The organism is Streptomyces pactum (assembly GCF_002005225.1).
GTDB classification, from domain to species: Bacteria; Actinomycetota; Actinomycetes; order Streptomycetales; family Streptomycetaceae; genus Streptomyces; species Streptomyces pactum_A.
Window position 1 is genome coordinate 4,231,992 of record NZ_CP019724.1, and the last position, 25,396, is coordinate 4,257,387.

25 protein-coding genes are annotated in these 25,396 nt (G+C 74.0%); 15 read left to right on the forward strand and 10 right to left on the reverse strand.

The features are described 5' to 3' along the window. Positions 1-142: 142 nt before the first annotated feature. Positions 143-1,942, forward strand: a complete 1,800-nt coding sequence (locus tag B1H29_RS17825) for a SpoIIE family protein phosphatase (RefSeq protein ID WP_234393043.1) — start codon at positions 143-145, stop codon at positions 1,940-1,942. 25 nt (positions 1,943-1,967) lie between these two features. On the opposite strand, the gene B1H29_RS17830 is transcribed toward B1H29_RS17825, so the two are convergent. After that, the gene (locus B1H29_RS17830) at positions 1,968-2,642 is read right to left on the reverse strand and encodes a hypothetical protein (protein ID WP_055418818.1); all 675 of its coding nucleotides are present in this window, start codon (positions 2,640-2,642) and stop codon (positions 1,968-1,970) included. Positions 2,643-3,188: 546 nt separating this feature from the next. Further along, a complete protein-coding gene (locus B1H29_RS17840) occupies positions 3,189-4,445 on the reverse strand; it encodes a sensor histidine kinase (RefSeq protein ID WP_055418819.1) in 1,257 nt (418 codons plus the stop codon). A gap of 202 nt (positions 4,446-4,647) precedes the next feature. Here B1H29_RS17840 and B1H29_RS17845 point away from each other — a divergent pair, with 202 nt between their 5' ends. Genes B1H29_RS17845 through B1H29_RS17855 form a run of 3 tightly spaced genes read left to right on the forward strand, consistent with a single transcriptional unit; the run spans position 4,648 to position 8,180 of the window. Then, positions 4,648-4,893 carry a hypothetical protein gene (locus B1H29_RS17845; protein ID WP_055418820.1) on the forward strand — a complete coding sequence of 82 codons (246 nt, stop codon included), beginning with the start codon at positions 4,648-4,650 and terminating at the stop codon, positions 4,891-4,893. Beyond that, positions 4,890-5,642: an ABC transporter ATP-binding protein gene (locus tag B1H29_RS17850; protein ID WP_055418821.1), complete on the forward strand. Its 753-nt coding sequence runs from the start codon at positions 4,890-4,892 to the stop codon at positions 5,640-5,642. The genes B1H29_RS17845 and B1H29_RS17850 overlap by 4 nt, the downstream gene beginning before the upstream one ends. A 3-nt stretch (positions 5,643-5,645) precedes the next feature. Further along, the gene (locus tag B1H29_RS17855; protein ID WP_055418822.1) at positions 5,646-8,180 is read left to right on the forward strand and encodes an FtsX-like permease family protein; all 2,535 of its coding nucleotides are present in this window, start codon (positions 5,646-5,648) and stop codon (positions 8,178-8,180) included. Between the two features lie 75 nt (positions 8,181-8,255). Here the strand turns inward: B1H29_RS17855 and B1H29_RS17860 are convergent, their stop codons facing one another. Then, positions 8,256-8,795 (reverse strand): GNAT family N-acetyltransferase, encoded by a 540-nt coding sequence (locus B1H29_RS17860; RefSeq protein WP_055418823.1) that lies wholly within the window; start codon positions 8,793-8,795, stop codon positions 8,256-8,258. Next, positions 8,780-9,772 (reverse strand): hypothetical protein, encoded by a 993-nt coding sequence (locus tag B1H29_RS17865; protein ID WP_324611007.1) that lies wholly within the window; start codon positions 9,770-9,772, stop codon positions 8,780-8,782. Before B1H29_RS17865 ends, B1H29_RS17860 begins: the two co-directional genes overlap by 16 nt. A gap of 527 nt (positions 9,773-10,299) precedes the next feature. Here B1H29_RS17865 and B1H29_RS17870 point away from each other — a divergent pair. The 5 genes from B1H29_RS17870 (at position 10,300) to tgmC (ending at position 13,370) form a co-directional block, all read left to right on the forward strand. Continuing rightward, complete coding sequence (locus tag B1H29_RS17870) at positions 10,300-10,626, forward strand: ATP-binding protein (protein WP_324611008.1); 327 nt, start codon at positions 10,300-10,302, stop codon at positions 10,624-10,626. Further along, positions 10,623-10,829, forward strand: coding sequence for a hypothetical protein (locus tag B1H29_RS38160; RefSeq protein ID WP_159027836.1), 207 nt, complete (start codon positions 10,623-10,625; stop codon positions 10,827-10,829). The genes B1H29_RS17870 and B1H29_RS38160 overlap by 4 nt, the downstream gene beginning before the upstream one ends. 156 nt (positions 10,830-10,985) lie before the next feature. Beyond that, complete coding sequence (gene tgmA, locus B1H29_RS17875) at positions 10,986-11,258, forward strand: putative ATP-grasp-modified RiPP (protein WP_234393044.1); 273 nt, start codon at positions 10,986-10,988, stop codon at positions 11,256-11,258. 11 nt (positions 11,259-11,269) lie between these two features. Continuing rightward, positions 11,270-12,256, forward strand: a complete 987-nt coding sequence (tgmB, locus tag B1H29_RS17880; protein ID WP_055418827.1) for an ATP-grasp ribosomal peptide maturase — start codon at positions 11,270-11,272, stop codon at positions 12,254-12,256. Further along, complete coding sequence (gene tgmC / locus B1H29_RS17885; protein ID WP_055418828.1) at positions 12,249-13,370, forward strand: ATP-grasp peptide maturase system methyltransferase; 1,122 nt, start codon at positions 12,249-12,251, stop codon at positions 13,368-13,370. The genes tgmB and tgmC overlap by 8 nt, the downstream gene beginning before the upstream one ends. Positions 13,371-13,419: 49 nt before the next feature. Here the strand turns inward: tgmC and B1H29_RS17890 are convergent, their stop codons facing one another. From B1H29_RS17890 to B1H29_RS17900, 3 genes are all read right to left on the reverse strand, one after another. After that, the gene (locus tag B1H29_RS17890) at positions 13,420-13,929 is read right to left on the reverse strand and encodes a hypothetical protein (RefSeq protein ID WP_055418829.1); all 510 of its coding nucleotides are present in this window, start codon (positions 13,927-13,929) and stop codon (positions 13,420-13,422) included. A 107-nt stretch (positions 13,930-14,036) separates the two neighbouring features. After that, positions 14,037-15,059, reverse strand: coding sequence for a hemolysin family protein (locus tag B1H29_RS17895; RefSeq protein ID WP_055418830.1), 1,023 nt, complete (start codon positions 15,057-15,059; stop codon positions 14,037-14,039). Next, on the reverse strand, positions 15,056-16,399 hold the full coding sequence (locus B1H29_RS17900) for a hemolysin family protein (RefSeq protein WP_055418831.1): 1,344 nt from the start codon (positions 16,397-16,399) through the stop codon (positions 15,056-15,058). The genes B1H29_RS17895 and B1H29_RS17900 overlap by 4 nt, the downstream gene beginning before the upstream one ends. Positions 16,400-16,706: 307 nt before the next feature. On the opposite strand from B1H29_RS17900, the gene B1H29_RS17905 reads away from it, so the two are divergent. Both B1H29_RS17905 and B1H29_RS17910 read left to right on the forward strand, forming a co-directional pair. Next, a complete protein-coding gene (locus B1H29_RS17905) occupies positions 16,707-17,747 on the forward strand; it encodes a sporulation protein (protein WP_055418832.1) in 1,041 nt (346 codons plus the stop codon). 89 nt (positions 17,748-17,836) lie between these two features. Continuing rightward, on the forward strand, positions 17,837-18,073 hold the full coding sequence (locus tag B1H29_RS17910; RefSeq protein ID WP_055418833.1) for a twin-arginine translocase TatA/TatE family subunit: 237 nt from the start codon (positions 17,837-17,839) through the stop codon (positions 18,071-18,073). Between the two features lie 11 nt (positions 18,074-18,084). On the opposite strand, the gene B1H29_RS17915 is transcribed toward B1H29_RS17910, so the two are convergent. After that, positions 18,085-18,780 carry a TetR/AcrR family transcriptional regulator gene (locus B1H29_RS17915; protein ID WP_055419019.1) on the reverse strand — a complete coding sequence of 232 codons (696 nt, stop codon included), beginning with the start codon at positions 18,778-18,780 and terminating at the stop codon, positions 18,085-18,087. A 350-nt stretch (positions 18,781-19,130) separates the two neighbouring features. Here B1H29_RS17915 and B1H29_RS17920 point away from each other — a divergent pair, with 350 nt between their 5' ends. Next, complete coding sequence (locus B1H29_RS17920) at positions 19,131-20,270, forward strand: cytochrome P450 family protein (protein ID WP_055418834.1); 1,140 nt, start codon at positions 19,131-19,133, stop codon at positions 20,268-20,270. A gap of 23 nt (positions 20,271-20,293) precedes the next feature. On the opposite strand, the gene B1H29_RS17925 is transcribed toward B1H29_RS17920, so the two are convergent. Next, complete coding sequence (locus tag B1H29_RS17925) at positions 20,294-21,931, reverse strand: penicillin-binding transpeptidase domain-containing protein (RefSeq protein ID WP_055418835.1); 1,638 nt, start codon at positions 21,929-21,931, stop codon at positions 20,294-20,296. 81 nt (positions 21,932-22,012) lie between these two features. Then, a complete protein-coding gene (locus B1H29_RS17930) occupies positions 22,013-23,002 on the reverse strand; it encodes an alpha/beta hydrolase family esterase (RefSeq protein WP_055418836.1) in 990 nt (329 codons plus the stop codon). A 114-nt stretch (positions 23,003-23,116) separates the two neighbouring features. On the opposite strand from B1H29_RS17930, the gene B1H29_RS17935 reads away from it, so the two are divergent. The 3 genes from B1H29_RS17935 to B1H29_RS17945 are packed head-to-tail and all read left to right on the forward strand — an operon-like array spanning position 23,117 to position 25,338. Continuing rightward, a complete protein-coding gene (locus B1H29_RS17935; RefSeq protein ID WP_279636556.1) occupies positions 23,117-24,034 on the forward strand; it encodes a LysR family transcriptional regulator in 918 nt (305 codons plus the stop codon). Continuing rightward, a complete protein-coding gene (locus B1H29_RS17940; RefSeq protein WP_055418838.1) occupies positions 24,031-24,909 on the forward strand; it encodes a serine hydrolase in 879 nt (292 codons plus the stop codon). Before B1H29_RS17935 ends, B1H29_RS17940 begins: the two co-directional genes overlap by 4 nt. A 45-nt stretch (positions 24,910-24,954) precedes the next feature. Beyond that, positions 24,955-25,338 (forward strand): hypothetical protein, encoded by a 384-nt coding sequence (locus B1H29_RS17945; protein ID WP_055418839.1) that lies wholly within the window; start codon positions 24,955-24,957, stop codon positions 25,336-25,338. Positions 25,339-25,396: the final 58 nt, after the last annotated feature.

Sequence of the window (25,396 nt, forward strand, 5' to 3'; positions counted from 1 at the left end):
GGATACCTGTCGCGGCGAACACATATCCGCGAGGTTCCGGCGACGGTACGGGGGCAGTCGACGCGTGTCAGCGATGCGGCCGTGTTCCCGTCCGGGGACGATCGGGTCATCGACCACTGGTGGGCGTGACTGGAGGGGCTACGTGGCGAACGGTGTGGAGCCCGGCGCGGGGGACGCGGGACGGCGGTGGGCCGCGGAACCGGACTTCTGGCACCGGGTCGCCGAGCAACTCGGCACCGCCCTGACCGTGATCGACGCGGCCGGGCGGATCGTCGCGGCCAACCCGGCCGCCGAGCTGCTGCTGGACCGTCCGGCGGCGGCGATGCGCGGTGCGGACGTCCACGACCTGCTCCACCGGGGCCCGGACGGCGGCAGGATTCCGCGGGACCAGTGCCCGCTTCTCCAGGCGCTGGCCCGGGGGACCGCCGTCCGCGGCGACGGCGACTACTACCTGCGGGGGGACGGCGCTCTGACCGCGGTGTCCTGGTCCGCGTCCCCGCTGACGGACGACGGGTCCCAAAGAGGCATCGCCCTGCTGCTCACCGACATCGCCACGGACACCGCCGCCGACCGCGGGGCGCGCCGGGAACGCACCGCCTACACCAGTGCCCTGGAGGACCTCACCGAGCGGCTGACGCTGGTCGCGGAGATCACGGACGTACTCGGGCAGACGCTGGAGACCGACGAGGCCCTGGCCCGGCTGGGCCGCCTTCTGGTGCCCCGCCTGGCGGACTGGGCGGCGGTGGACCTCCTCACCGGCTCCGGGCAGGTCCACCGGGTGGCGGTGACCGGGCCGGCGGGCCGGGACACGGCGCGGGGTGACTGGCGCGGCCCGCTGCCGAAGACCGGGCGCGCGGCCCTGTCACCGCTGGCGCGCGTGCTGAACGGGGGTGAGCCCGTGCTGCAGAAGCAGGACCAGCGACACGAGAAGGAGAAGGAGAAGGAGGACAAGGAGCAAAAGCAGCATCGGGAGCAGGACGAGAACGGCGTCGGGGGCGGGGCGTCCCTGGACGCCGTGCACGGCGACTTCCTGCGGACCGTGGGCGCGACCTCCGTCCTCACGGTGCCGATGGGCGCCCACCGGCAGGTCACCGGCGCCCTGACGCTGGTGCGCACCAGTCCGGCACATCCCTTCGACGCGGGCGACCTGGAGGTGGTGGGCGACATCGGGCGCCGGGTGGGCCTGGTCATCGACAACGCGCGCCGGTACGGCCGCCAGCGCGCCGTCGCCGAGGCCATGCAGCGCAACCTGCTCGCCCCGCTGCCCCGGTTGGGCCCACTGCGGCTGGCCGCCCGCTACCAGCCCGCCCCGGCCGGCTCCCAGGTCGGCGGGGACTGGTACGACGCGTTCGGGCTGCGGGACGGCGCGCTCGCCCTGGTCATCGGTGACGTGGTGGGGCACGACCTGACGGCCGCCGCGGGCATGGCCCAGTTGCACGGCGTGCTGCGCTCGCTGGCCTGGGACCGCACCGAACCGCCCGGCGCCGTCATCGACCGCCTCGACGACGCCATGCAGGCCGTCACGACCGTCTCCATGGCCACCCTCGTCCTCGCCCGGGTCGAAGGCCCGCGCACCGGCCCGTGGACCCTGCGGTGGACCAGCGCCGGGCACCCGCCGCCCCTCCTGCTGACCCCTGACGGCGGCGCGCGGTACCTGGAGGCCGGGCAGGGGCTGCTGCTCGGGGCCCGCCTGGGCTCCGGCGGCCACCGGCCGGACGCCACGGTGGCGCTGCCACCGGGGTCCACACTGCTGCTCTACACGGACGGCCTGGTCGAGGTACCGGGCAGCGACCTGGACACCGGCCTCGGCCGGCTGCGCCGCAACGCCCTCGCGCTCGTCCACGAACCACTGGACACGCTGTGCGACGAGGTGCTGGCCCGCAGGCCGCCCGGCAGCACCGACGACATCGCCCTGCTCGCCCTGCGGCTGCCGGCGCCCTGACGCGGGGCCGGCTGCCCGGGTGCGGTCAGGGACGGCCGAGGACGAGAACGCCGTACGGGCCGAGCAGGGACGCCTGGAGGGTGTCGCCCTCGGCGTAGCGCCAGCCCCAGGAGCGGAGCGCCTGGACGGTCGCGACGTCGGTCCGGTCGACCAGCGTGACGCCGAGGGCGGCGTCGTGCCCGGCGAGCAGTCGCCCCTGCAGGCGGCGGGCGAGGTTCCAGGCGCGGTCCTGGTTCCGCCTGCGCACCCGCGCCGGGACGATGATCCCGGAGACCAGGAAGAGCCGTCCGGACGCGGCGACGGGCAGCACGCTCCCCGGCAGGTACGCGTCCAGGCCCCGCACGGCCCCGGTGCCGCCGCCGGGTACGGGATAGCCGTAGGCGCAGCCGGTCAGGACCGTGGTCTCCGCGATCAGCAGCGAGAACCCCGGCCGCCGTACGTCGGACGCCAGTTGCCGCAGGAAGGCGCCCCGGGCCTCGTTCCACGCCCGTGGGCCACCGCCGGAGGTCTGCGCGTACAGGTCGCCGAGGTCCCCGAACCGGTCCTCGATCTGGCGTCGGCTCAGCGGCCGGACGCGTTCCCCGGCGAGGGGTGAGGAGCCCCGTTCCGGCCTGTGTTTCCGCGGGCCCGGCCGGTCCGGCCCGGCGTGCCGCCCGTGGGGTTCTGTGGTCGTCGGCCGCACCGGCACGTTCACGGTCATGAGGCGAGTCCTGCCCCGGGCTCGGGCGGATCCGGCCCGGTGTCGTCGATCGCCGGGAGCGGCACCGGTGTCGGGGCCGGTGCGCGGCAGGCTCCCGGTTCCTCCACGGTACTCCCGGCCCCGGACGGCCGACCGCCGCCGGGAACACCGCCGCCGGGGCCCCGGTACGAGCGGCCCACCCCGGGGCGGCGCCATCTTCGCGGACGGCGACGGCGCCCGCAGACGCGGGCGGTGAGCGGTGACGGCCCCCGCAGACGCGCGGATGGCGAGCCGCGACCGCCACCACAGACGCGGATGGCGGCCGACGACGTCACCGCCGGCAGACGAGAGCGACAGCCGACGACGACACCGCCCACAGACCAGAGCGACAGCCGACGACGACACCGCCCACAGACCAGAGCGACAGCCGACGACGACACCGCCCACAGACGAGGGTGACGGCCGACGACGACACCGCCCGCAACCCGCGGACGGCAGCCGGCTCGTGTTCGCGCGGACGCGGCCGGTCGGCGGGCCGTAGCGCCGCGAGGACACCGCGCCCCCGGGTCATCTCCCGCAGGGCAGGTCCACTTCCAGGACGGTCGGTCCGCCGGGCGGACTGGTCAGGCGGAGGGTGCCGTCATGGGCCGCGACGCGGCGGCGGATCCCGGTCAGCCCGGAACCCCCGCCCTCGTCCGCGCCGCCCCGCCCGTCGTCCTCGATCACCAGCCGCAACCGGCCACCACGCGCCCGCACCGTCACCGATGCCCGCACCGCACCACTGTGCTTCGCGACGTTCGTCAACGCCTCCGCCACCACGAAGTACGCCGTCGCCTCGACCGACGCCGCACACCGCTCGGGCACGTCGGCCGCCACCCGGCACGGCACCCCGCAGTCCGCCGCCAGCCCCGACAACGCCCCCGCGAGCCCACGGTCGGCCAGCACCGGCGGCAGAATCCCCCGCGCCACCGCACGCAGCTCCCCCAACGCCTGCTCCGCCGCCGACTGCGCCCGCTCCAGCAGCTCGTCCGCACCAGCCGGATCACGCACCGCCATCCGCCGCGCGGCACCCAGCAGCACCGTCACCGACACCAGCCGGTTCTGCGCACCGTCGTGCAGCGACCGCTCGATGCGCCGCAGCTCCGTGGCGTGCGCGTCCAGCGCCGCGGCGCGCGTCGCCGTCAACTCCGCCACCCGCAACGACAGATCCGTGTCCGGCCCCGCCTCGAGCAGCCGCCGGGCCGGACCGGCCTGGAGCCGCGCCATACCCGGTCCCAGCCCCAGGATGATCGCGATCCAGCCGAGGCCCAGCAGGCCCACGGCGACGGCGTCCGGCCAGGACTCGGCGATCCCGATCCCGATCGACGTACTGCTGGAACCCTCGGGAACGAGCCACCACCACAGGGGGAAGGTGGTGTCCCGGACGGCGCAGAGGGGCAGCAGCAGGCCGAGCAGGCCCAGGAGGAACCCCGCGGTGGCGTGCCGGACCAGCCAGCGCAGCTCACGCCGGGTGGTGGGGTCGGCGAGCGCGAGCCGCAGCCGGGTGGGCGGCGGGTCGGGCGGGATGATCTCGGGCCCGCGGCGGGAGAGGCGTTCGCGTTCGCTGCGGGCCAGGGCGTGCAGGGCGCGCAGCACGGCGGGCGCGAGCAGGAGCCCCACGCCGGCCGGCGCGGTCACCGCGGCCACGGCCAGCAGCACCAGCACGCCCAGCGCCAGGACGGCCGTGCCGAGCCCGCCGACGAGCTGCCCGGTCGCCGCAGCGGCGGCCCGCAGGGTCCGTACGGCGGTCTCCCGCACGGACGTGACCGGGACCGGGACCGTCATCCGCGAACCCCCTCCGAGCCGCTGTCTCGCCGCACTCCGTCCCGCCCGACCCTATGCCGCACGGCTCCCCGGCGGCGGGTGCGGAGCCGGAAGGTACAGCCTGCTGTACCTGCGACCGGGCGGCCCACGGGATCGGCCGGAGGGGGCCCGGGTCCATAGCGTCGGTGGCGGACCGAGAGCGAAGCCCACGGAGGACGCCGCCATGACGCACCAGGACCCCTACCGCCTGACCACAGCCCAGCCCCGCACCCCCGGCGAGGACCCGGCCCCCGTCTCGCGCGGGGACGTCCTCCGTACGCTGCTGTGGGCCGTCGTCGTGATCAGCGCGGTCGCCAACATGGCCGCCTCCTACGCCGGTGCGCACACCCTGGTGCACCTGGCCAGCGGCATGGTCACCGTGCTCGCCGCCGGGACGCTCGTCGTGCGCGGTCTGCGGGGTCGACGATGAGCACCGCGGTCACGACGGCCACCGCGCGCAGGGCGCCCGCCATCGCGCTGGCGAACGTCGCCAGGGCGTACCCGGGCGGCGTACGGGCCCTCGACGACGTGTCGCTCACCGTGGAACACGGCACGTTCCTCGCCGTGATGGGGCCCTCCGGGTCCGGCAAGAGCACGCTGATGCACTGCGCCGCCGGGCTGGACTCCCCCACGTCGGGCAGTGTCCGCATCGACGGGCAGGAGATCTCCGGGCTGAACGAGACCCGCCGCACCGAGTTGCGCCGCGAGCGCGTCGGCTTCGTCTTCCAGGCCTACAACCTGATCCCCTCGCTCAGCGTCGAGGACAACGTCACGCTGCCGCTGCGCCTGGCCGGCCGGCGCCCGGACCGGGAGTGGCTGCGCACGCTGACCGAGCGGGTCGGGCTCGCCGACCGGCTGTCGCACCGGCCGGCCGAGCTCTCCGGCGGCCAGCAGCAACGGGCCGCCGTCGTCAGGGCGCTGGCGGCCAAGCCCGCCGTCGTGTTCGCGGACGAACCGACCGGCGCGCTGGACCTGCGCAGCGCCCACCAGGTCCTGGACCTGTTGCGCGCGCTCGTCGACGACCTGGGCCAGACGGTGGTGATGGTCACCCACGACCCGGCCGCCGCGGCCCGCGCACACCGGGCGCTGGTGATGGCCGACGGCCGGGTGGTCGAGGCGCTGGAGCACCCGACCGCACCCGAACTGGCCGAGCGTCTCGTCGCGTTGGGGGAGCGGTAGCCCATGCTGCGTATCGCCTGGCGCATGGCCGCCCACCGGATCACCGCGCTGCTCGCCGTGGCGTGCGCGGTCCTGGGCGGCGCGGCGATGATCACCACCACCGGCGTACTGGCCGAGTCCGGACTCCGCTCCCAACTGCCGCCCGGCCGCCTCGGCGGCGCCGACATCGTGGTCGCGGCCGATCAGGAGTTCCACCCGAGCGGGGACCCGCCGATCGCGCTGCCCGAGCGCGCCACGGTCCCGGACCGGCTCGTCGGCCGCCTGGCCGAGCTGCCCCACGTCACCGCGGCCGTCGGCGACATCGGCTTCCCGGCCGCTCTCGTCGACGCGCGCGGGCAGGTCGTACCGGTCACCGAGGATCCGGAGACGGCGGGTCACGGCTGGTCCTCGACGCAACTGCTGGCGGACCCGCGGGTCGAGGGCCGGGCGCCGACCGGTGCGGGTGAGGTCGCCGTGGACGCGGCGGCGGGCGTCGCGGTGGGCGACCGGATCGAGGTCGTGGCGAACGGCCGCCCCGCCGCCCCCCACCGGGTCTCCGCGGTCGTCCACGCCCCGGGCGCGGGCCTCTACTTCGCGGACGGCACGGCCGACCGCCTGGCCGCCCGCGACGCCGGCGGCGACGGACCCCGCGCCGGGACCGTCGACCTGATCGGCCTGCGGGTCGCCGACGGCGCCGGGGAGCGGGTCGCGTCGGCGGTCCGCGCGGAGGTGTCGGGCACCGGGCTGGAGGTCCTCACCGGCGCGGACCGCGGCGAGGCCGTGGCGCCCGGCGTGGGTTCGGCGCGCTCGCTGCTGGTCCTGCTCGCCGGTTCGCTCGCCGGGATCGTGCTGCTGATCACCGGGTTCGTCGTCGCCGGCGCGCTGGGCGTGACGATCGCCGGGCAGCGCCGCGACCTGGCGCTGATGCGGGCCGTCGGGGCGACCCCGAAGCAGATCCGCCGCCTGGCCGCCGCGCAGTCGACGGTCGTCGCCGCGGTGGCCCTGGTGCCGGGCGTCGCGGTCGGCTACCTGCTGGCGGACCGCTTCCGCGGGGCCCTGGCCGAACGCGGCGTGCTCCCCGGCGAACTCCCCCTCACGGTGGGCCCGTTGCCGGCGGTCGCGACGCTGCTCCTGATTGCGGGGGCCGTGCGGTTCTCGGCCCGGTGCGCGGCCTGGCGCACCTCCCGCCTGCCGGCCACCGAGGCGGTCGCCGAGTCCCGCAGCGAGCCGCGCACGCCGTCCCGGGGCCGTACCCTCGCCGGTCTGCTGCTGATCACCGGCGCGTGCGTGATGTCGGCGGCGCCGCTGCTGTCCCGGACCGTCATCGGGGCCGCCGCCACGTCCATCGCGGGCATCCTCGCCGCCATCGGCCTGGCGCTGTCCGGCCCGGCGCTGGTGAAGCGCGCGGGAGAGGCGGCCGTACGACGCCTGCGCCCCGGCGTGGCGGCCCCCACCTGGCTGGCGCTGTCCAACGTACGCGCCTACGCGCAGCGCCTGTCGGGCGTGGTCAGCCCGCTCGCCATGGCGGTCGTGTTCGTCCTGACGTACACGTTCGCGCAGACCACGGTGCTGGCCGCCACCTCGGACGACACCCGCACCGGCACGCTCGCCCACTACGAGGTGAGCGCGCCGGGCCTGGGCGGGCTGCCCCCGGACACGCTGTCCGCCGTACGGGACGTGCCGGGCGTGCGGGCGGCGGCACCCGTCGGCACGACCACGGTGGTGTGGGAGTACGAGGAGTTCGGCGAGCCCGCGGCCGAGTCCGCCTCGGCGATGGTCCTCACCCCGGACGCCCGCGACGTCGTCGACCTCGGTGTCACGGACGGCGGCCTGGACCGGCTCACCGGTGCGACGGTCGCCGTCAGCGGGGAGGCGGCACGCACCCGCGGGACGGGGCTCGGCGAGCGGGTCCGGCTGGTGCTCGGCGACGGTGCGCGGGTCGACGCCCGGGTCGTCGCCCTGTACGACCGCGGGCTGGGCTTCGGCCCGGTCGTCCTCTCCCGCGACCTGGCCGCCGGGCACACCACGACCGGCCTCGGCCAGAGCGTCCTGGTCCGCACCGACGGCACCGCCGCGGCCGGGCCGGGCCTGACCGCGCTGGCCGCCGGCCGGACCGGCCTGGCCGTGTCGAGCACCGGCCCGGACCGCACCGGCGCGGACACCCCGCCCGAGGTGTGGGTCAACCTCGCCACCGTCGTCGTACTGCTCGGCTACCTGCTGCTGAGCATCGCCAACAAGCTGGTCGCCGCCACCGCCCAGCGCCGTTCCGAGATCGCCGCCCTGCGGCTGGCCGGCACGACTCCCCGGCAGATCCGCGCGATGATGCGCCGCGAGTCCGCCGTCATCGCCGCCGCAGCCCTCGTCTCGGGCCTGCTCCTGTCCGCCCTCCCGCTCGCCCTCCTCGGCCAGGGCTTCCTCGGCCGCCCCTGGCCGGCGGGCCCCGCCTGGCTGCTGCCCGCGGTGGCGGCGACGGTAGTCCTGACGTCGTACCTCACCGTCGAACTGCCCACCCGGCACGCCTTGCGCACGCCGCCGGCGGACGCGCTGCGGGAGGCTTGAGGGCGGGTCAGGTATCGGCACCCCCTCGTCAGGCGTCCGGACGTACGAAACCGTCCGGCACCGCCGTTCTGGGGCTCACTTCAAGGGCAGTTCGGCCAGCATCACGGCGTAAACCGGTGAGTCGGGGAACGGCTGACGTTCCCCGATCTTCCGGAAACCCCAGGACTCGTACAGCGCTTGGACCCGGGGGTGCGTGACGTCCACCAGGAGGACGGCCAGGTCCTCCGGCCGATCCTCCAGGAGCGCCCGGGACAGCGCGTGCGCCACGCCCTGCTTCCGCCTCTTGGGGCTGACTGCCAGCTCGGAGTACGAAAAGGTCACCGCCTTCTCGGGCGCCGGGTTCAGATGCTCGCGCCACCACTCTCGACCCAAGGTGGCGGGAGCGCCGTACGCGAAGCCCACCGCCTCGTCACCGTCGTAAGCGATCACACAGGCGAAGTCCGGGTTGCCGCCCCAGTGGTCAACGAACCAGGGGAACTTCTTCTTGAAGTCGTCGTCCCGGTCGGAGCCTGCCGCTTCGGCGTGCAGATCGATGATCGTCTGCCGGATCCGCGGCAGGTCGTCATGCCCGAAGCGGCGGATGTCCAGATCGGCGGCGCTCACAGTCGGCTCCATTCGGATCGGTAGCGGTCGCCCCACTCTCGGGCGATCGAGGCGTCTGGCGCAAGAGTGATCAAGTCTCGGTAGTAGTCACCGAGGAGGGACCGCATCCGTCCAGGGATCGGGTGGCCGGACATCAATGTGAAGACTGTGGAGGCCGTGGTGCACGCCTGATCGACGTCGCGCTGGTGAAGCTGGGCGAGGGCAAGCCGTGCAGTGGCCAGAGCCCGGTTTCGGCGGAACTCCTTCGGGATGGCGTCCAGGGCTTTGTGGGAGGCGGCCTCCGACTCTGCGGCGTCCCCGATCCGATCTCGGACGATGGCGGTCATGGCCATCAGCTCAGCCGGCCCGTAGAACGCGATCCACGAAGGCCGGAACTCACCCGTATCTGCCTTGCCGAGGGCATCCTGAGCGTGCCCCAGTGAGCGCAGGGCGGCCTGTCGGTCACCGAGGTTCGAGTGGCCGATGGCCGTACGCGCGTGAGCCAGTGAGGCGTAGAGCGGGCGCCGCCGGGCGATCGTCGTCCCCTGGGCCGCGTAGGCCGCGTCGACGGCTTCGGTGTACTCGTCCTGGTGGTGGGCGAGCATCGCGTAGGAGTTCCAGACCCGCATCTCTGCGACGGGATCCTTCGCCATCCCGGCCAGGTACAGGGCGCGGCCCAGGAGCTGGGAAGCCCGATCCACCTGCCGGGCGTCGATCGCGCTCCACGCGGCGGTGGCCGTGTAGTCGGCAGCCACCGAGAAGAGCCGCTGGCGGATGCGCTGGGTGGCGCCGAGCTTCTGCTTCGCCAGAGCCTCGGCGGCTCCGGCCAACGCGGCCCGCTCCAGGCCCTCGTGTCCCCCTCTGCTGCGGTCCAGCTTCATCAGGGCGTCCAGCCCGCTGCGGAGCCGGAGCACGTCGGAGGTACCCACCCGGGGCGGGGGCCCGACGAAGGCAACCGCCGCGGCGGCCGTCGTGCCACCGGCTGTTGTGAGGAAGTTGCGGCGCCTCACGGGATCCTCCGCGGGGTTCGGGACGCGTCGACTTCGCGCAGGTGGGCTGAAGCCCAGCTCTCCGGCGGTACAGCCGAATACTGCCTCCAACGCCTCACGTTGCCTGCGGTGGGGCCACGTCGTTCTTCCGGTCAGCCAGGTACGGACGGTGCGGTCACTGACCGTCCCCTCGTGTCCCGTACCGATCAGGTGAGCGTTCACCTTGTCGGCCAACCCGGCCTGAGTGAGACCGCTCTCCCGCATGGCGCTGTTGAGGCTTTCGTTCCCCTGCACATACCCACGGTAGTGACCGAGTCCCCATCAGTAGTCGTTATGACAGCAGAATTTCCGGTCGGCGCCGAGACACGCGGCCCGCACTTTTCCTGCCCCTGTGCGGCCCGAAGCCGTTCACTCAGGTAAGGCCGCACCGCAACCGCACCTACGAGGTCCTGATGACTGTGATGGCAAAGCCACGCCCCACGGGGCAGCCTGGATACTCCGAGACACTCCCCCGCGCGGCGGAGAGTGCAGCCGTCGCCCGCAGGCTCGTGCGTACCGCTCTGGCCGCCTGGGGGCTGGAGGACCAGATCGACGACGCCGTGGTGGTCATCACCGAGTTGGTGTCCAACGCCGTGGACCACGGCCGCCTCACCTCGATCCGCGTGGTCGTTTCGCGGCCCACCGAGGACTGGGTGCGTCTCGCGGTGGTCGACCGCTCGATGGCCGTTCCCCTCATGCGGACCGACACCAACGACGACCGGATCCGGGGCCGTGGGCTTCTCCTGGTCGACCGCCTGACCGAACGCTGGGGCACCGACCGCTACCGGTGGGGCAAGCAGGTCTGGGCCGATCTGCGGTGCGAGTCGGCCCGGTGACCGAGAAAAGGACACCGTGGGTCGGTGACCAGGTGCACGACGCCGGCGCGGGCAAGGAAGGCGTCATCACTGACGTGAAGAGGGACGGTACGTACATCCTGCGCGAGGTGTGTTCATGGGCCCTGACCTGGACGGTCCCGAACGCGGAGAAGCTGTCGGTCACCGTGTCGCGCGAGGAGCGGATCAAGCGGGAGCGGTGGTGATGACCTGGCTCATAGTTCTCCGACCCCGGACTCCCGGCAGAAGCGCGGGAATCGCCCCGCCCGGTCGGATCATCCGCCCGGACACCTTGGACAGGAGAACGCCGATCTGGGCGGGGCCCGCACCACACGAACGCACGAAGCGACCAAGGAGAAGACTTGCGAACGAACCTCGCAGACACGGAGACCACCACACCGACCCCGTGGGGGCTGCGCCGTATGGCTCCGCTGCGCAACGGTGTCCCCTCGCCGTGGCGGTACGCGGGCATCGACCCGGCCACGCAGACCGGCCGATGGGTCGGGGCGGACGGGGCGATGACGCCGGCCGAACTCGGCAAGCACGGCACCAGCCTGAACACCTACCCGCCCACACAGGTCGGCAAGGACGGCAAGGTAGACGCCGACTCCGGCCACGACGCAACGCAGGACTAGGGAGTAGCGCCATGGACGGACGCCCGGTGCTGGTCTGCACGGAGTACGAGGACGCAACCGCTGATCTGGTCATCGCGGAACTGAACCGGCGCCGGGTGCCCGTCCTCCGGTTCGACCCGGGGCGCGACTCACCGGCGCCCATGGTGCTTGCCGCGCACATCGGGGCTGGGGGCACCTCCCGGACGAAGCCCGGGGGAGGCTGGTACGGGCGGCTGACGGTCGGGAACCGTACAGCCGACCTCTCCGCCGTACGCGCCCTGTACCACCGCCGTCCGAGCCCCTACCGGACGGAGAACGGCGAGCAGGCGGCTCGGTTCGCCGCGCAGGAGAACCGACGCGGCTTCGGTGGCGTGCTGGGCGCGCTGCCGGGGTGCCTGTATCTGAGCCACCCGCAGGCCATCGCGCGGGCGGAGTACAAGCCCGCGCAGTTGGACGCGGCAGCCCGGGCAGGGCTCATCGTTCCGGCCACCCTGATCTCGAACGACCCGGGGGAGGCCGAACAGTTCTGTGCCGAGCAGGCCACGGTCTACAAGCCGTTGCACGCCGGATCGTACGACGTCGGGGGTGAACCTGCCGGAATCTGGACCGCCCCGGTCGAGGCAGGTCAGATCGACGGCGCGGTGCGCCACAGCGCGCACCCGTTCCAGGCTCAGGTACCCAAGGTGGCGGATGTGCGGGCGGTCGCCGTCGGCGAGCAGGTGTTCAGTGCCCGGATCACCGCGCCTCCCGGGGTCGTGGACTGGAGAGCCGAGTACCAGAGCCTCACCTACGAGCCGGTCGCCTGTCCGGACGAGACGCGCGGCGCGCTGGTGCGGTTCCTCGCCTCCTTCGGGCTGAACTTCGGCGCCTTCGACTTCGCCGTGACCGCGGACGGCGCTTGGTGGTTTCTGGAATGCAACCCCAACGGCCAGTGGGCGTGGCTCGAAGACTCGGCCGGACTGCCCATCACACACGCAGTCGCCGACCTGTTGGAGAACGGAGCGAGCCGGCATGACTGACGCCCAGCACTCGCAACACCTACGGGCCGACCTCTCGCGGCATCTGTCCAAGTCCGGCACCCTGCGCAGCCCCGAATGGGAGGCGGCCGTCATGTCGGTGCCCCGCGAGGCGTTCCTCTCGCGCGGTTGGTTCGAGTACGAAGACGGCGGCTGGTACCGGCCCGCGGTCGGGAACTCGGCGGAAGGACTCGTGCGGATCTACGGAGACGACACCCTCGTGACACAGGTGGCAGGGGGCGTCTTCCCCGACCAAGTCGAGGGGCGCCTCGCCGCGGCCCCCACGTCGTCGTCCACGCTCCCGAGTCTGGTCGTGCGGATGCTCGAGAATCTGCGGGCGACCGAGGGGACACGCGTCCTGGAGATCGGCACGGGTACGGGCTACTCGACCGCGCTGCTCTGCCATGTCGTCGGCGAGGAGAACGTGACCACGGTCGAGGTAGACGCCGAGGTGTCCGCCCGTGCCGGAATGGCCCTCGCGGGCGCCGGGTACTGGCCTGCCCGCGTGGTGGGTGACGGACTGGCGGGCTACCAGGAAGGCAGTCCGTATGACCGCGTGATCGCCACATGCGGTGTGCACACCGTGCCGTCGGCCTGGCTCGCTCAGACGCACCCCGGGGGTGAGGTCCTGGTCACAGTCGGCGGGTGGATGCACGCATCCGAACTCGTACGGCTCACCGTCGCCGACGACGGCACTGCAAGCGGCCCGGTTCTCGGCGGACAGGTCTCATTCATGCTGGCCCGCCCCCACCTTCCGCCCCCGCTGGGCGTCCTGCCGAACCTCAGTGAGGGCGACGCGGTTCCCGCGGAGCTGGGTGCGGATGCGCTCGACGACTGGACAGCGCGGTTCGTCGCGCAGTTCGCCGCGCCGCGCGCACAGCGACTCGTGCTGGAGCGTGAGGGCCGGACGGAACACGTCCTGATCGATGTGGAGGCCCAGGCGTGGGCGGTCGTCTTCCAAGCCGACGGACGGTGGATGGCCCGGCAGGGCGGCACGGCGCGCCTGTGGGACGCGATCACCGAGCGTGTCACGCAGTGGCAGGCGGACGGGCGCCCGTCGGCCGACCGCATGAGGTTGCATGTGGGCCCCGACGGACAGCACCTCGTCTGGGCGTGACCGCAGGCTGACGGTCTCCGTGCTGCCCCGTCCGTCGTTCCCCCGTGGGTCAGGCCGAGGTCGTCGTCCACTGCCGCAGCAGTGCCAGTCGCTCGTCCCTGGTCGGGGCGACGTCCTCGGGCTCGTCGCGGCGCCAGGTGAGCAGGTCCTCCACGGGTGTGGCACCGGCGGCGAGCCGCGTGAGGAGGGCGCGGGAGAGGTCGTACTCGTCCGGGGTGTGGATGCCGCCGGGGACGGCGGCCAGGACGTCGGTCTCGACCGGGCCGTCGTGCTCGGTCTCCACCCGCACCGTGAAGGCCGGCGGGTGTTCTCCGTCGCCGGTGACGAGGACGACCAGCGAGTCGAACGCCATCGAGGCCAGTCGCCGCGCGGCGGACCGCACGGCCACGTCCCGGACGTCGATGCCGCGGACCTCGTCCCAGGCCCAGAACCGGCCCTGGCCGAGCCCGAGGGTCTCCACCCCGTCCTTGGTCAGCCGTACCCCGGACGCCGTACCGGTGGGTTCGGCGCCCACGTACACGCAGTCCTCGGTGATCCAGAACAGGCCGACCATGGCCATGAGCGCCTCCCCGCAGCGATACCCGTGCCGGTGCCGGCGCCGGTGTCGCTGTGGGAGACGCCCCCGGCCCTACGGAAGTTCCCGGGGCCGGGCCACGGTTCCCGGGGTCAGGCGACCGGTGTCGTCGGGCCCACCAGTTCCGTCAGGACGTCCTCCATCGTCACGAAGCCCAGGACCGCGCCCGTCTCGCCGGTGACGGCGGCCAGGTGGCTGTCCTCGGTGCGCAGGGCGGTGAGGGTGTCGTCCAGCGGGGTGTCGATGCGGACCCGGGTGACCCGGTGCAGGGCCGTGCGCGGGAAGGGGCGGTCGCGGTCGGTCAGGCCCAGGGTGTCCTTGATGTGCAGGTAGCCGAGGACCGTGCCGCCGGGGCCGGTGACCGGGAAGCGGGAGTAGCCCGCCTCGGCGGCCATGCGCTCCAGCTCGGCCGGGGTGACCGTGTGGCCGACGGTGCGCATCTTCTGGGCCGGGACCAGGATCTCGCCGACCGGGCGGGTGCCCAGTTCCAGCGCGTCGCGCAGCCGCTCGCCGTCGGCCGGGGTGAGCAGTCCGGCCTCGCTGGCGTCGACGACCATGCGGGCCAGTTGGTCGTCGGTGAAGACGGCCTCGACCTCGTCCTTCGGCTCCACCCGCAGCAGCTTGAGGAGCGTGTTGGCGAAGGCGTTGATGCCGAAGACGAACGGCTTCAGCGCCCGGGTGAGGGCGACCAGCGGCGGGCCGAGGAGCAGCGCGGTGGTCGCCGGGGCGGCCAGCGCGATGTTCTTCGGGATCATCTCGCCGATCAGCATGTGCAGATAGGTGGCGAGGGCCAGGGCGATCGCGAAGGCGATCGGGTGGACCAGCGCGTGCGGCATGTGGACCGCCTCGAACACCGGCTCCATCAGGTGCGCGATGGCCGGTTCCGCGACCGCGCCGAGCACCAGCGAGGAGACGGTGATGCCGAGCTGGGCCGTGGCCATCATCTGGGAGATGTGCTGCAGGCCCCACAGGGTCATCCGGGCCCGCTTGTCGCCCGCCTTCGCGCGCGGCTCGATCTGGCTGCGGCGTACGGAGATCATGGCGAACTCGGCGCCGACGAAGAACGCGTTGGTCAGCAGCGTCAGGGCGCCGATGAAGAGCTGTACGGCGGTCATCGGGCCATCTCCCGCTGCTCGTGCTCCGGCCGTCCGGCCGACGCGGGCGCCGTGACCCGCAGGCGGTCGGCGCGGTGGTGGTCGACGTCCAGCACGTCGATGCGCCAGCCGTCCAGGTCGATGACGTCGCCCTTGGCGGGGATGCGTGCCAGGTGGGTGGCGACCAGGCCGGCCAGGGTCTCGTACGGCCCGTCCGGCGCGGTCAGGCCGATCCGGGCGAGCCGGTCCAGGCGGAGCGAGCCGTCGGCCTCCCAGGCCGTGCGGCCGTCCGCCCCGGCGGGGGCGGGCAGCAGGTCCGGTATCTCGACCGGGTCGTGCTCGTCGCGGACCTCGCCGACGACCTCCTCGACGATGTCCTCGACGGTCGCCACGCCCGCCGTACCGCCGTACTCGTCGATGACGACGGCCATGGTGCGGGTCCGGCGCATGCGCTCCAGGAGGCGGTCGGCGGGCAGGCTGTCCGGCACCAGGAGCGGCGCGGTGGCCAGCTCGGTGACGGAGGTGACCGGGCGCCGCTCCGGCTCCAGGGCCAGGACGTCGCGGATGTGCACGGTGCCGATGACCTCGTCCAGGCTCTCCCGGTAGACCGGGAAGCGGGACAGGCCCGTGGCGTGCGAGAGGTTCGCGGCGTCGGCGGCGGTGGCGTGGGCCTCCAGTGCCTTGACGTCCACGCGCGGCGTCATGACGTTCTCCGCGGTCAGCTCGCTCAGGTGCAGGGTGCGGACGAAGAGTTCCGCCGAGTCCGCCTCCAGGGCGCCCTCGGCGGCCGAGTGCTGGGCCAGGGCGACCAGTTCCTCGGCGCTGCGGGCGGAGGCCAGCTCCTCGGCCGGTTCCAGGCCGAAGCGGCGCACGAAGCGGTTCGCGGTGCCGTTCAGGTGCCGGATGAAGGGGCCGAAGGCGGTGGTGAAGCCGCGCTGCGGGCCGGCGACGACCTTCGCGACGGCCAGCGGGCGGGAGATCGCCCAGTTCTTGGGGACCAGCTCGCCGACGACCATCAGGACGACGGTGGAGACGACCACGCCGAGCACGGTCGACACCGTCGAGGCGGCACCGCCCAGGCCGATCGCCCGCAGCGGGCCGCGCAGCAGCACCGCGAGGGACGGTTCGGCCAGCATGCCGATGACCAGCGAGGTCACGGTGATGCCGAGCTGGGCGCCGGAGAGCTGGAGGGTCAGGGACCGTACGGCCTTCAGGGCGCCGTCGGCGCCGCGCTCGCCGGACTCCGCGGCGCGTTCCAGGTCACCGCGCTCGACGGTGGTGAGGGAGAACTCGGCCGCCACGAAGAGGGCGCAGGCCAGGGTGAGGAGGAGGGCCAGCAGGAGCAGCAGGACCTCGGTCACCGTGCCACCCCGCTTCCCTCACGCACATACAGGGGGGACTGCGGGCCGGCCATGGCACGGCCGGTACTGGGAGGCTCCATTACGGAACGGGACTCCTTAACGGGTCGGCGGGCGCCGGTACCAGCCGGGCGCCCGAGGATTTCCCTCTCATGGTAAAGGACGAGCAAAAGCATGGGGAGTCCTCGAATGTCCTCGGACCCCTATGCTTCTACTCGCCTGTAGAGAACAGCCGGACGGTTCCGGTTGTTCCCCGCACGAATGTTCCGCACGAATGTTCCCGCATGGACGTGAAGGAGTGAACGCCTCGATGGTGTTCAAGCGGCTGCTCGGTTCCCTCGGCGTGGGCGGGCCCACGGTGGACACGGTCCTCGACCCGGGCGCCGCCCGGCCGGGGGGCGTGCTGTCGGGCCACGTCCATCTCGTCGGCGGCAGCGCCGACCACGACGTCGAGCACGTCGCGCTGGAGCTGGTGGCCCGCGTCGAGGCCGAGCGCGCCGGGGCCGCCGAGGACGGCGCCGCAGGGGGCGAGGGCGTCGTCGCCTTCGACCGGCACACCGTCGGCGGGGCCTTCCGGCTCGCGGCGGGCGAGCGGCACAGCGTGCCGTTCACGGTGCCGCTGCCCTGGGAGACGCCGGTCACGGAGCTGTACGGGCAGCCACTGGGCATCGTGCTCGGCGTCCGCACCGAGCTGGCGGTGGCCGGCGCCCGGGACAAGGGCGACCTGGACCCGCTGACCGTGGCGCCGCTGCCCGCGCAGGAGGCCGTCCTGGAGGCCTTCGGGCAGCTCGGCTTCGGCTTCCGCTCCGCCGACCTGGAGTACGGCCGCATCGGCGGCACCGGGCAGCAGCTCCCCTTCCACCAGGAGGTGGAGCTCACTCCGCCCCCGCGCTACGCCCACCAGGTCAACGAGATCGAGCTGACCTTCCTGGCCGTGCCGGGCGCCCTCGAGGTGGTGCTGGAGGCGGACAAGCGCGGCGGCCCGTTCTCCGACGGCCACGACGCCCTCAGCCGCTTCACCGTCCCGCACGACGGACCGGCCGGGCCGCAGGACTGGAACGCCCTCGTCGACGGCTGGATCCAGGAGCTGGTCGAGCACCGGGCGTCGTACGGCTCCCACGCCGTGTACGGCCACGAGTCCGGGGCCCTGTCCGGCACAGCCGGCGCCGTCACCGCCACCACCGCCGTCGCGGCGGGCGCGGCCGGGCTCGCGGCGGGGGTCGCGGGCGGGATGGTGGCGGCCGAGGTCGTCGACGAGGTGGGGGACTTCCTGGAGGGCGAGGACGAGGACGGCCTCGGGGGCGGGGCTGAGGACGGCTTCGGGGGCGGGGCCGAGGACGGCTTCGTCTGACACCCGCTCCGGCGTTCGCCGGCTTTGCCGTAGATTCCGTGCGGGCCCCGGGCCACGGGACCGCACCGTACGTTCACCAGGGGAGCGCCGTGTTCGGACTGAGCGAGCTCGCGATCATTCTCATCGTCGTCATCGCCGTTCTCGCCGCGAAGAAGCTCCCCGAGCTGACCCGCTCGGCGGGCAAGTCGGCCCGCATCCTCAAGGCCGAGGCCCGCGCGATGAAGGACGAGGAGCGGACGCCGGCGGACGAGCGCCGGGCGCCGCGCGTCATCCAGGGGGAGACGGTCAAGCCCGGGGACACCGGCACCGGCACGTCCCGGGGCTGAGGCACCTCACCTCACGCGTCGGCCTCGCGGCCGCCACCGCGGGTGCGGTGCGGGCCCAGTTCCCGCAGGACGTCGCCGAGTTCGGCGGCGGTGAGCGCGGGGGCGGGCAGGGGCGGCGGGACCGGCGCGGTGCGCAGGCCGCCGAGGAACAGGGCGAGGGGGCGGCGCCAGGCGTCCGGCGCGGTCGCGGAGGTCAGGGCCGGGACGGCACGGCCCAGCGCCGCGAGGGCGAACAGGACGTCCTCGGTGGTGACGTCGCCGCGGACGGTGCCCTCGTCACGGCAGCGGGACAGCAGGGAATCCACGGTCCGGCGGTTGTGCTCGTGGACGGTCTCGAGGCTGTCGACGCCCCGCAGGCGCGTGGTCATGAGGTCGTTGGTGCCGCGGTCGGCGGCCAGGGTGGCGAAGACCGCCTCCAGATAGGCGGTCAGGCCCGCCCACGCGTCCGTGGCGTTCCTGGCCTGTTCGCCGGCGGCCATCGTGCCCGTCAGCGAGTCGCGGAAGACGGCGTCCACGAGCGCGGCACGGGTGGGGAAGTGGCGGTAGAGCGTCGCGTTGCCGACGCCCGCCCGGCGCGCGATCACGTCCAGGGGCGCGTCCAGGCCCTGTTCGGTGAACACCTCGTGGGCCGCCTCCAGCAGAAGCTCCCGGTTGCGCCGCGCGTCGCGTCGCTGCCGGGGCGCTCCGTCGCGTGCACCGACGGTCATCCTCACGCTCCTGATCTCACAGGCGGTCTCACAGTCGGCCTCACAGTCGGCCTCACAGGCCATCTCGTCCGGCTTCACCGGGCTTCACCGGGCTTCCCGGGACTTTCCCGGCTTCGCCGGCCAGCGCCGGCCAGCGCCGGCAATCACCGGTCACCCTCGGCCTCCACGGCCGCCACCGGTCGTCCTCGGCCACCCGGCCACCCCGGCCCGACGATCCGACGATCCGACGATCCGACGATCCGACGATCCGACGATCCGGGGAGTGTTCCCCGCGCCTTCGGTGCCGATGCTATCGTCGGTCACCGAAATGGGGAGTGCTCCCCGTTTTATTCTCTTCACCGGGAGGTCCCATGACCGCGCCCACATTCGAGGAACTGGCCGCCCTGCGGGCCCGGGGCGCCGTGCACCGGGTGCTCGTGCCGGGCAGCGGGGAGAGCTGGCTGGTCGTGACGCGCGATGCGGCGCGGGCCGCGCTCACCGACCCGCGGCTGCGCAACGACATCCGGCACTCCGCGTCCTGGCGCACCGACGGCGGGCACGCCATCGGCCGCAACATGCTCCAGAGCGACCCGCCGCAGCACACCCGGCTGCGGCGTCTCGTGGCCGGCCGCTTCACGCCCGGGCGGATCGCCGCGCTGCGCCCCCGTGTCGAGGCCGTCGCGGGCGACCTGCTCGCCGCGCTGCCGCGACAGGGCACGGCGGACCTGGTCGGCCGGTACGCGCTGCCGCTGCCGGTCACGGTGATCTGCGACCTGCTGGGCATCCCGGAGACCGACCGCGGCGCCTTCCACACCTGGTCGAACGAGCTGGTCATGCCCACCTCCCCCGAGACGGCGGCAGCCGCGGCCGACGCGCTGACCGGCTACCTCACCGACCTGACCGGCCCGGCACGCCGCACTCCGGACGACACCCTGCTCGGCGACCTGGTCGCCGAAGCGGACAGCGGCGCCCTCACGGGCGAGGAGCTGCTCGGCATGGCCTTCCTCATCCTGGTCGCCGGCCACGAGACGACCGTCAACCTGATCTCCGCCACCGTCCACAGCCTGCTCACCCACCCCGACCAGCTCGCCCGCCTGCGCGCCGAGCCGGACCTGACCGAGCGCGCCGTCGAGGAGTCACTGCGGTACAACTCCCCCGTGCACGCCACCGCGTTCCGTTTCGCGGCCGAGCCGCTGGAGCTGGCGGGCACCCGGATCGCCGCCGGCGACTCGGTACTCGTCTCCCTCGCCGCCGCCTCCCGCGACCCCGGCCACTTCCCCGATCCCGACCGCTTCGACATCGGCCGCCGGGCACCGGGCCACCTCGGCTTCGGCCACGGCCCGCACCACTGTCTCGGCGCCCCGCTGGCCCGCGTCGAGGCCGCCGTCGCCGTACGGCTGCTCCTCGGTCGGCACCCCGCGCTCGCCCTCGCCGCCGACCCGGCGACGCTCACCTGGCGCACCGGCACCCTGCTGCGCGGACTGGCGGAACTGCCGGTGCGCCTCGGCTGAGCCCCCTGCCCGTCCCGAAGGACTCAGGACGGGTCCTCCGGTACGGCGGACAGCAGGCTGTGCACGACCGGCCCCGCCGAGCCGCCGCCGGTCACGCCCTCTTCGACGACCACGGCCACGGCCACGTTGCCGCGGTGGGCGACGAGCCAGCCGTTGTTGTCCTGGTCCTCGGAGACCTCGGCGGTGCCGGTCTTCGCGCCGATCTCGCCGGGCAGGTCGGCCAGGACGCGCGCGGTGCCGTCGGTGACGGTGGCCCGCATCAGCTCGCGCAGTTGGGTGACGACCTCGTCGGGGAGCGGCTCGGTGCGGGTCTTGTCCTCATTGCCCGCGGTGACGGACGGCTGGTGGAACTCGCCGGAGACCGCGGTGGCCGTCACCGACGCCATGATCAGCGGGTTGGCCTGGACCCGGCCCTGCCCGATCATCGACGCGGCCTTCTCCGTCTCGTCCTTGGGCACCGGCACGGAGCCGTCGTACGTCGGGATGCCGATGTGCCACTCCTGGCCGACCCCGAAGTAGGTGCGGGCGACCTCGCCCAGCTCCCCGTCGTCCAGTCGGCCGCGCAGGCTGATGAACGCCGTGTTGCACGACTCCGTGAAGTCCTTGCGGAAGGTGGCGCCGGGGTACTCGGACGTCTCCACGTTGTGGAACTCCTTCCCGACGGTCAGGTACTTGGGGCAGTCCACGACGTCGTCGGGCTTGACGGCGCCCTTGAGCAGCAGGGCGCCGCTGGTGACGATCTTCCAGGTGGAGCCGGGCGCGTAGGTGCCGGAGGCGGCGCGGTTGAAGCCGGTGGAGGGGGAGTTGGCGAGGGCGAGGACCTCGCCGTCGTCGATGCGCAGGGCGACGAGGGCGGCGTTCTTGCCGTCGGCCTCGGCGAGGGCCTTCTCGGCGGCGGACTGCCAGGTGGCGTCCAGGGTGGTGCGGACGGGCTTGCCGTCCGTCGCCGGGTCGGGCTCCTCGCCGAAGGACGCCTCGGTGCGCACGGTGTCGCCGGTGGCCCGGTCGATCAGCTCGACCGTGCCGCGCGGTCCGCCGCCGGTGCTGCCGGCGAGCCGGCCCAGCAGCGGGGTCAGGGACGGGTATCCGCCGCCCGAGAGGGAGGTTCCGTGGCGGTCGGTGACCTGCGGCGGGGTCGTCTCCTCCCGCTCCAGCCGGAACTTCGCGGTGTCGCTCAGTCGCGGGTGCACCAGGGACAGCCGCCAGTCCACCTTCCAGGTTCCGTCGTCCTGTTCGCGCAGCGGCAGCCGCGACTCGTACGACCAGGTGCCCAGGCCCTTGATCGGCATCTTGGCGGTGAAGGGCACGCCGAGGGTGCCGTCCTTCGCCTCCTTCGCCTCCGACACCGCCGCCGTCAGTTCCGGCTCGGCGATGTCGAGCCCCGCCGTGAAACTCTGCAGCACCTCCCGCGCGGTGTCGGGTCTGGTGGTGCGGCCGGCCGCACTGGGCAGGCGCCCGGCGGCCCAGTCGGCGAGGAACGCGCGCGCCTGCTTCGTCGCGGCGGGGTCCGGGCCGTCGTCGCCGCGTGCGAAGGGCCCGAATCCGGCGGCGTACGAGCCGCCCGCGGCGAGGGCGAGCACGACTCCCACCGCGGCGACGGCCCGCACGCCGTTGCGCGGACGACGGCGGCTGGGAGGGGTGAAGTGAGGAGCGTCCGGCATCGGGGTTCCCTGTCTGTGAGTCGGGGCGGGCTGTGGATCGGATCGGGCTGTGGATCGGATCGGGTCGGGACGCGTCGCCGGTCAGCCGGCGGCGAAGAAGTCGAGGATCGTGTCGGTGGCGTTCAGTGCCTCGCTGACCGGGCCGAACCCCTCGGGCGGGGGGACGGACGAGCCCGGCCAGGTGTGGCCGGCGTCGTGGACGACGAGGAGCTGGACGGTGGCCGCCGGACCGTCCGCGGTGGCCCCGAGGCGCCAGACCGTCCGGTCGTACCCCTTCTCCCGCCTCGTCGCCGGTTCCCCCGCGCCGCCCGCCGCCGCGAACGCCTCCGCGCTGTCCCGGGCGGACAGGCTCGGGACGATCGGCTCCTCGGGGTCCGGCGGCGGGGAGGGCCAGCCCGCGAGGGGGCGTACGGGGTCGTCGGCGCCGTAGACGACCATGACGGGGACGCGCCCCGTGGCCTCGACCGCGGCGGCGCCCGCGGGCAGTTGTCCGGAGACCGAGGCCGCGCCCGCCAGCAGGCCGGGACGCTGGGCGGCCACGCGCAGCGCCATCGAGCCGCCGTTGGAGAAGCCGGTGACGTAGACCCGCTCGGGGTCGGCCCGCTCGGTGCGGACCAGGTGCTCGATCAGCGCCTCGGTGAACCGCACGTCGAGGTCGGGGTCGGGGCGCCGCTCGGTCGCCCGCGTGCCCGCGCCCCAGCCGTTGTCCAGTCCCTCGGGATAGGCGACCAGCATGCCGCGCGCCCCGGCGGCCTTCTCCAGCCGGCTCTTCTCGCGCAGCTCGGCGGCGTCGGCGCCGCGGCCGTGGAAGGCGATGACGAGGGGCCTCGGGCCGTCGGCGGCGGGCCGGTGCAGAAAATACCGACGGGTGTGGCCGTCGACCCGCAGGTGTGCGCGGACGGCCGGCGCGGCGGACGCCGTGACGCCGGCCGGGGACGTGCCGCTCGCAGACGGCGCCGCGTCCGGGCGTCCGGACTCGGCGGCGCAGCCGGCCAGGGGGAGGACGAGGGCGAGGGCGAGGGCGGCGGGCCACCGGCGCGGGCCGGGCGAGAGGTCGCGGAAGGAGCGCATGTCCCGAGGACAGCAACCCCATCGGCCCCTGTCCAAGATTGATATGAATGTCGGATCGATCAATCCCCGATATGATTACTGGTCGTGGACCTGGTGCGGCACCTGGAGTGCTTTGTGGCTGTTGCAGAAGAGTCACACTTCGGGCGTGCCGCCGCCCGCCTCGGCATGGCCCAGCCGCCCCTGTCCCAGCGCATCCAGCGGCTGGAGAAGGAGCTGGGCGTCCGGCTCTTCGAGCGCACCAGCCGCCAGGTGGCGATCACCGAGGCGGGCACGCTGCTGCTCGCCGAGGCCCGTGAACTGCTCGCCCGCTCCGAGTCCTTCCGGGCCGCCGCGCGCCGCATCCGCGCCGGCGAGACCGGCCTGCTGCGCGCCGCCCTCGCCCCCGACATCTCCGGCGAGACCGTCGCCGCCCTGCTGGCGGACTTCCGGCGCCGTCGGGCCGGCCTCGAACTGGAGCTGCACGAACTGTCCACCGCCGAACAGCTCGCCGGTTTCGCCGCCCACGAGCTGGACGTCGGCCTCATCCACCACCCCTGCGACGTCACCGGCCTGGAGCTGGGCCCGGTCCTGCGCCGCGACCTCGGCGTGCTGCTGCCGCGCGGGGCCGCCCAGGCGGAGCTCGACGAGGTGCCGCTCGCCTCCCTCACGGGCTACGACCTGGTCCTCTTCCCGCGCGCCGGCGCCCCCGCGGTCTACGACGACCTGCTCACCGCCTGCGCACGGGGCGGCTACACGCCCGCCGCCGTACGGCACGGCCAGGGCGCCAGCTTCGTACGCGGCCTGGTGCTGTCGTCCGGGGCGGTCGCCCTGGGCCCCCGCGACACCCAGCTCGCCGCCCCCGCCGACGGGGACCTGGTCTGGCGCCCGCTGGCCTGGCGGCACTCCGTGGCCTGGCCCAGGGGGCGCGGAGACGCCGCCGTCGCCGCCTTCGCGGACGCGGCCACGCACGCCCTGCGCACCGCGGCCGGCGCCCGCTCCGAGGAACCCGCCCGGCCACTGCACCTTCGCCCGGCATCGGAGTTCTGGCTGTGACCGACACCGTCATCACCGGCCGCCTGCACGCGGCCTTCGCCGACGCCGGGGTCACCGGGTGGCTGCACGCCGTCGACATCGACTCCGGCGCGCAGGTCGAGGCCGGCGCGGACCAGCCGGTGTGCACGGCCAGTGTCCACAAGGTGTGCGTGCTGGTGACGCTGCACGAGCTGGCGGCGGCCGGGGTGCTGGACCTGACCGAGCAGGTCGAGTGCCCGCCGGCCGGCCGCACCCCGGGGCCCACGGGCCTGGCGGCCATGCTCGACCCGGTCCGGCTGTCGCTGCGCGACGCGGCGTTCCTGATGATGTCCGTCAGCGACAACACCGCCGCCGACCTGCTGCTGCGCCGGGTCGGTCTGGACGCCGTCAACCGCACCACGGACCGGCTCGGCCTCACCCGCACGCGGGCGGTGTACGGCTTCGGCGAGATGCTGGGCACCATGCGCGAGGACGCCGGGCCGGCCGGCGCCCGGGCCCTGACCGACCCGCACGTCATCACCCGGCTCCGCGCACTGGACCCGGCCCGCACCAACCGCAGCACCCCCCGCGACATGACGCGCCTGCTCTCGGCGCTCTGGCGGGACGAGGCGTGCCCGCCCGAGTACGGCGCCGCCGCGCGCCGCGTCATGGCCCTCCAGGTCTGGCCGCACCGCCTGGCCTCGGGCTTCCCCTTCGACGACGTCCACGTGGCCGGCAAGACCGGCAGCCTGCCGACCCTGCGCAACGAGGTCGGCGTCGTCGAATACCCCGACGGCGGCCGCTACGCCGTGGCCGTCTTCACCCGAACCGCCCACACCGCGGCCGTCCTCCCGGCGGCGGACGCGGTGATCGGCACGGCGGCCCGGATCGCGGTGGACGCGCTGCGGGCGCCGTGAGGCGGCGGACGGCGTAGTCTCGGCAGCCGATCTCGAGGGGGCACTATGAAGCGGGGAAGGGCGATCGCCCTGTCGGGGCTGGTGACCGTGGTCGCGGTGGTGGCCGCGACGGTGTACGGCGGCGGGGGTGACGAAGGCGGGGGGAGCCCGGGCGATATCGGATCACGGACGGTCGGCGGTCCGGAGCGGCACGTCATCCCGTCTCCGGAGGCCGGTGAGCGGGAGACGCTGCTGAGCGATCTGCGGGCCATCGACCCGGCCGTCGCCGCGGACGAGGACCAGGCGGTCGAGGACGCCCGCTGGATCTGTGTGGACATCCGGCGGGGGCAGCCCGAGGACGTGGTGCGGGACGGGGCGGCGCAGCGGTTCCGCGTGACGTGGGAGCAGAGCGGGAGAGTCCTGGAGGCCATCGAGGGCACGTTCTGCTGAGACCGCCCCGGATACCGCGCCCCGGCCCGTCCGGCCGTCCGTGACACCGCCCGCCTCA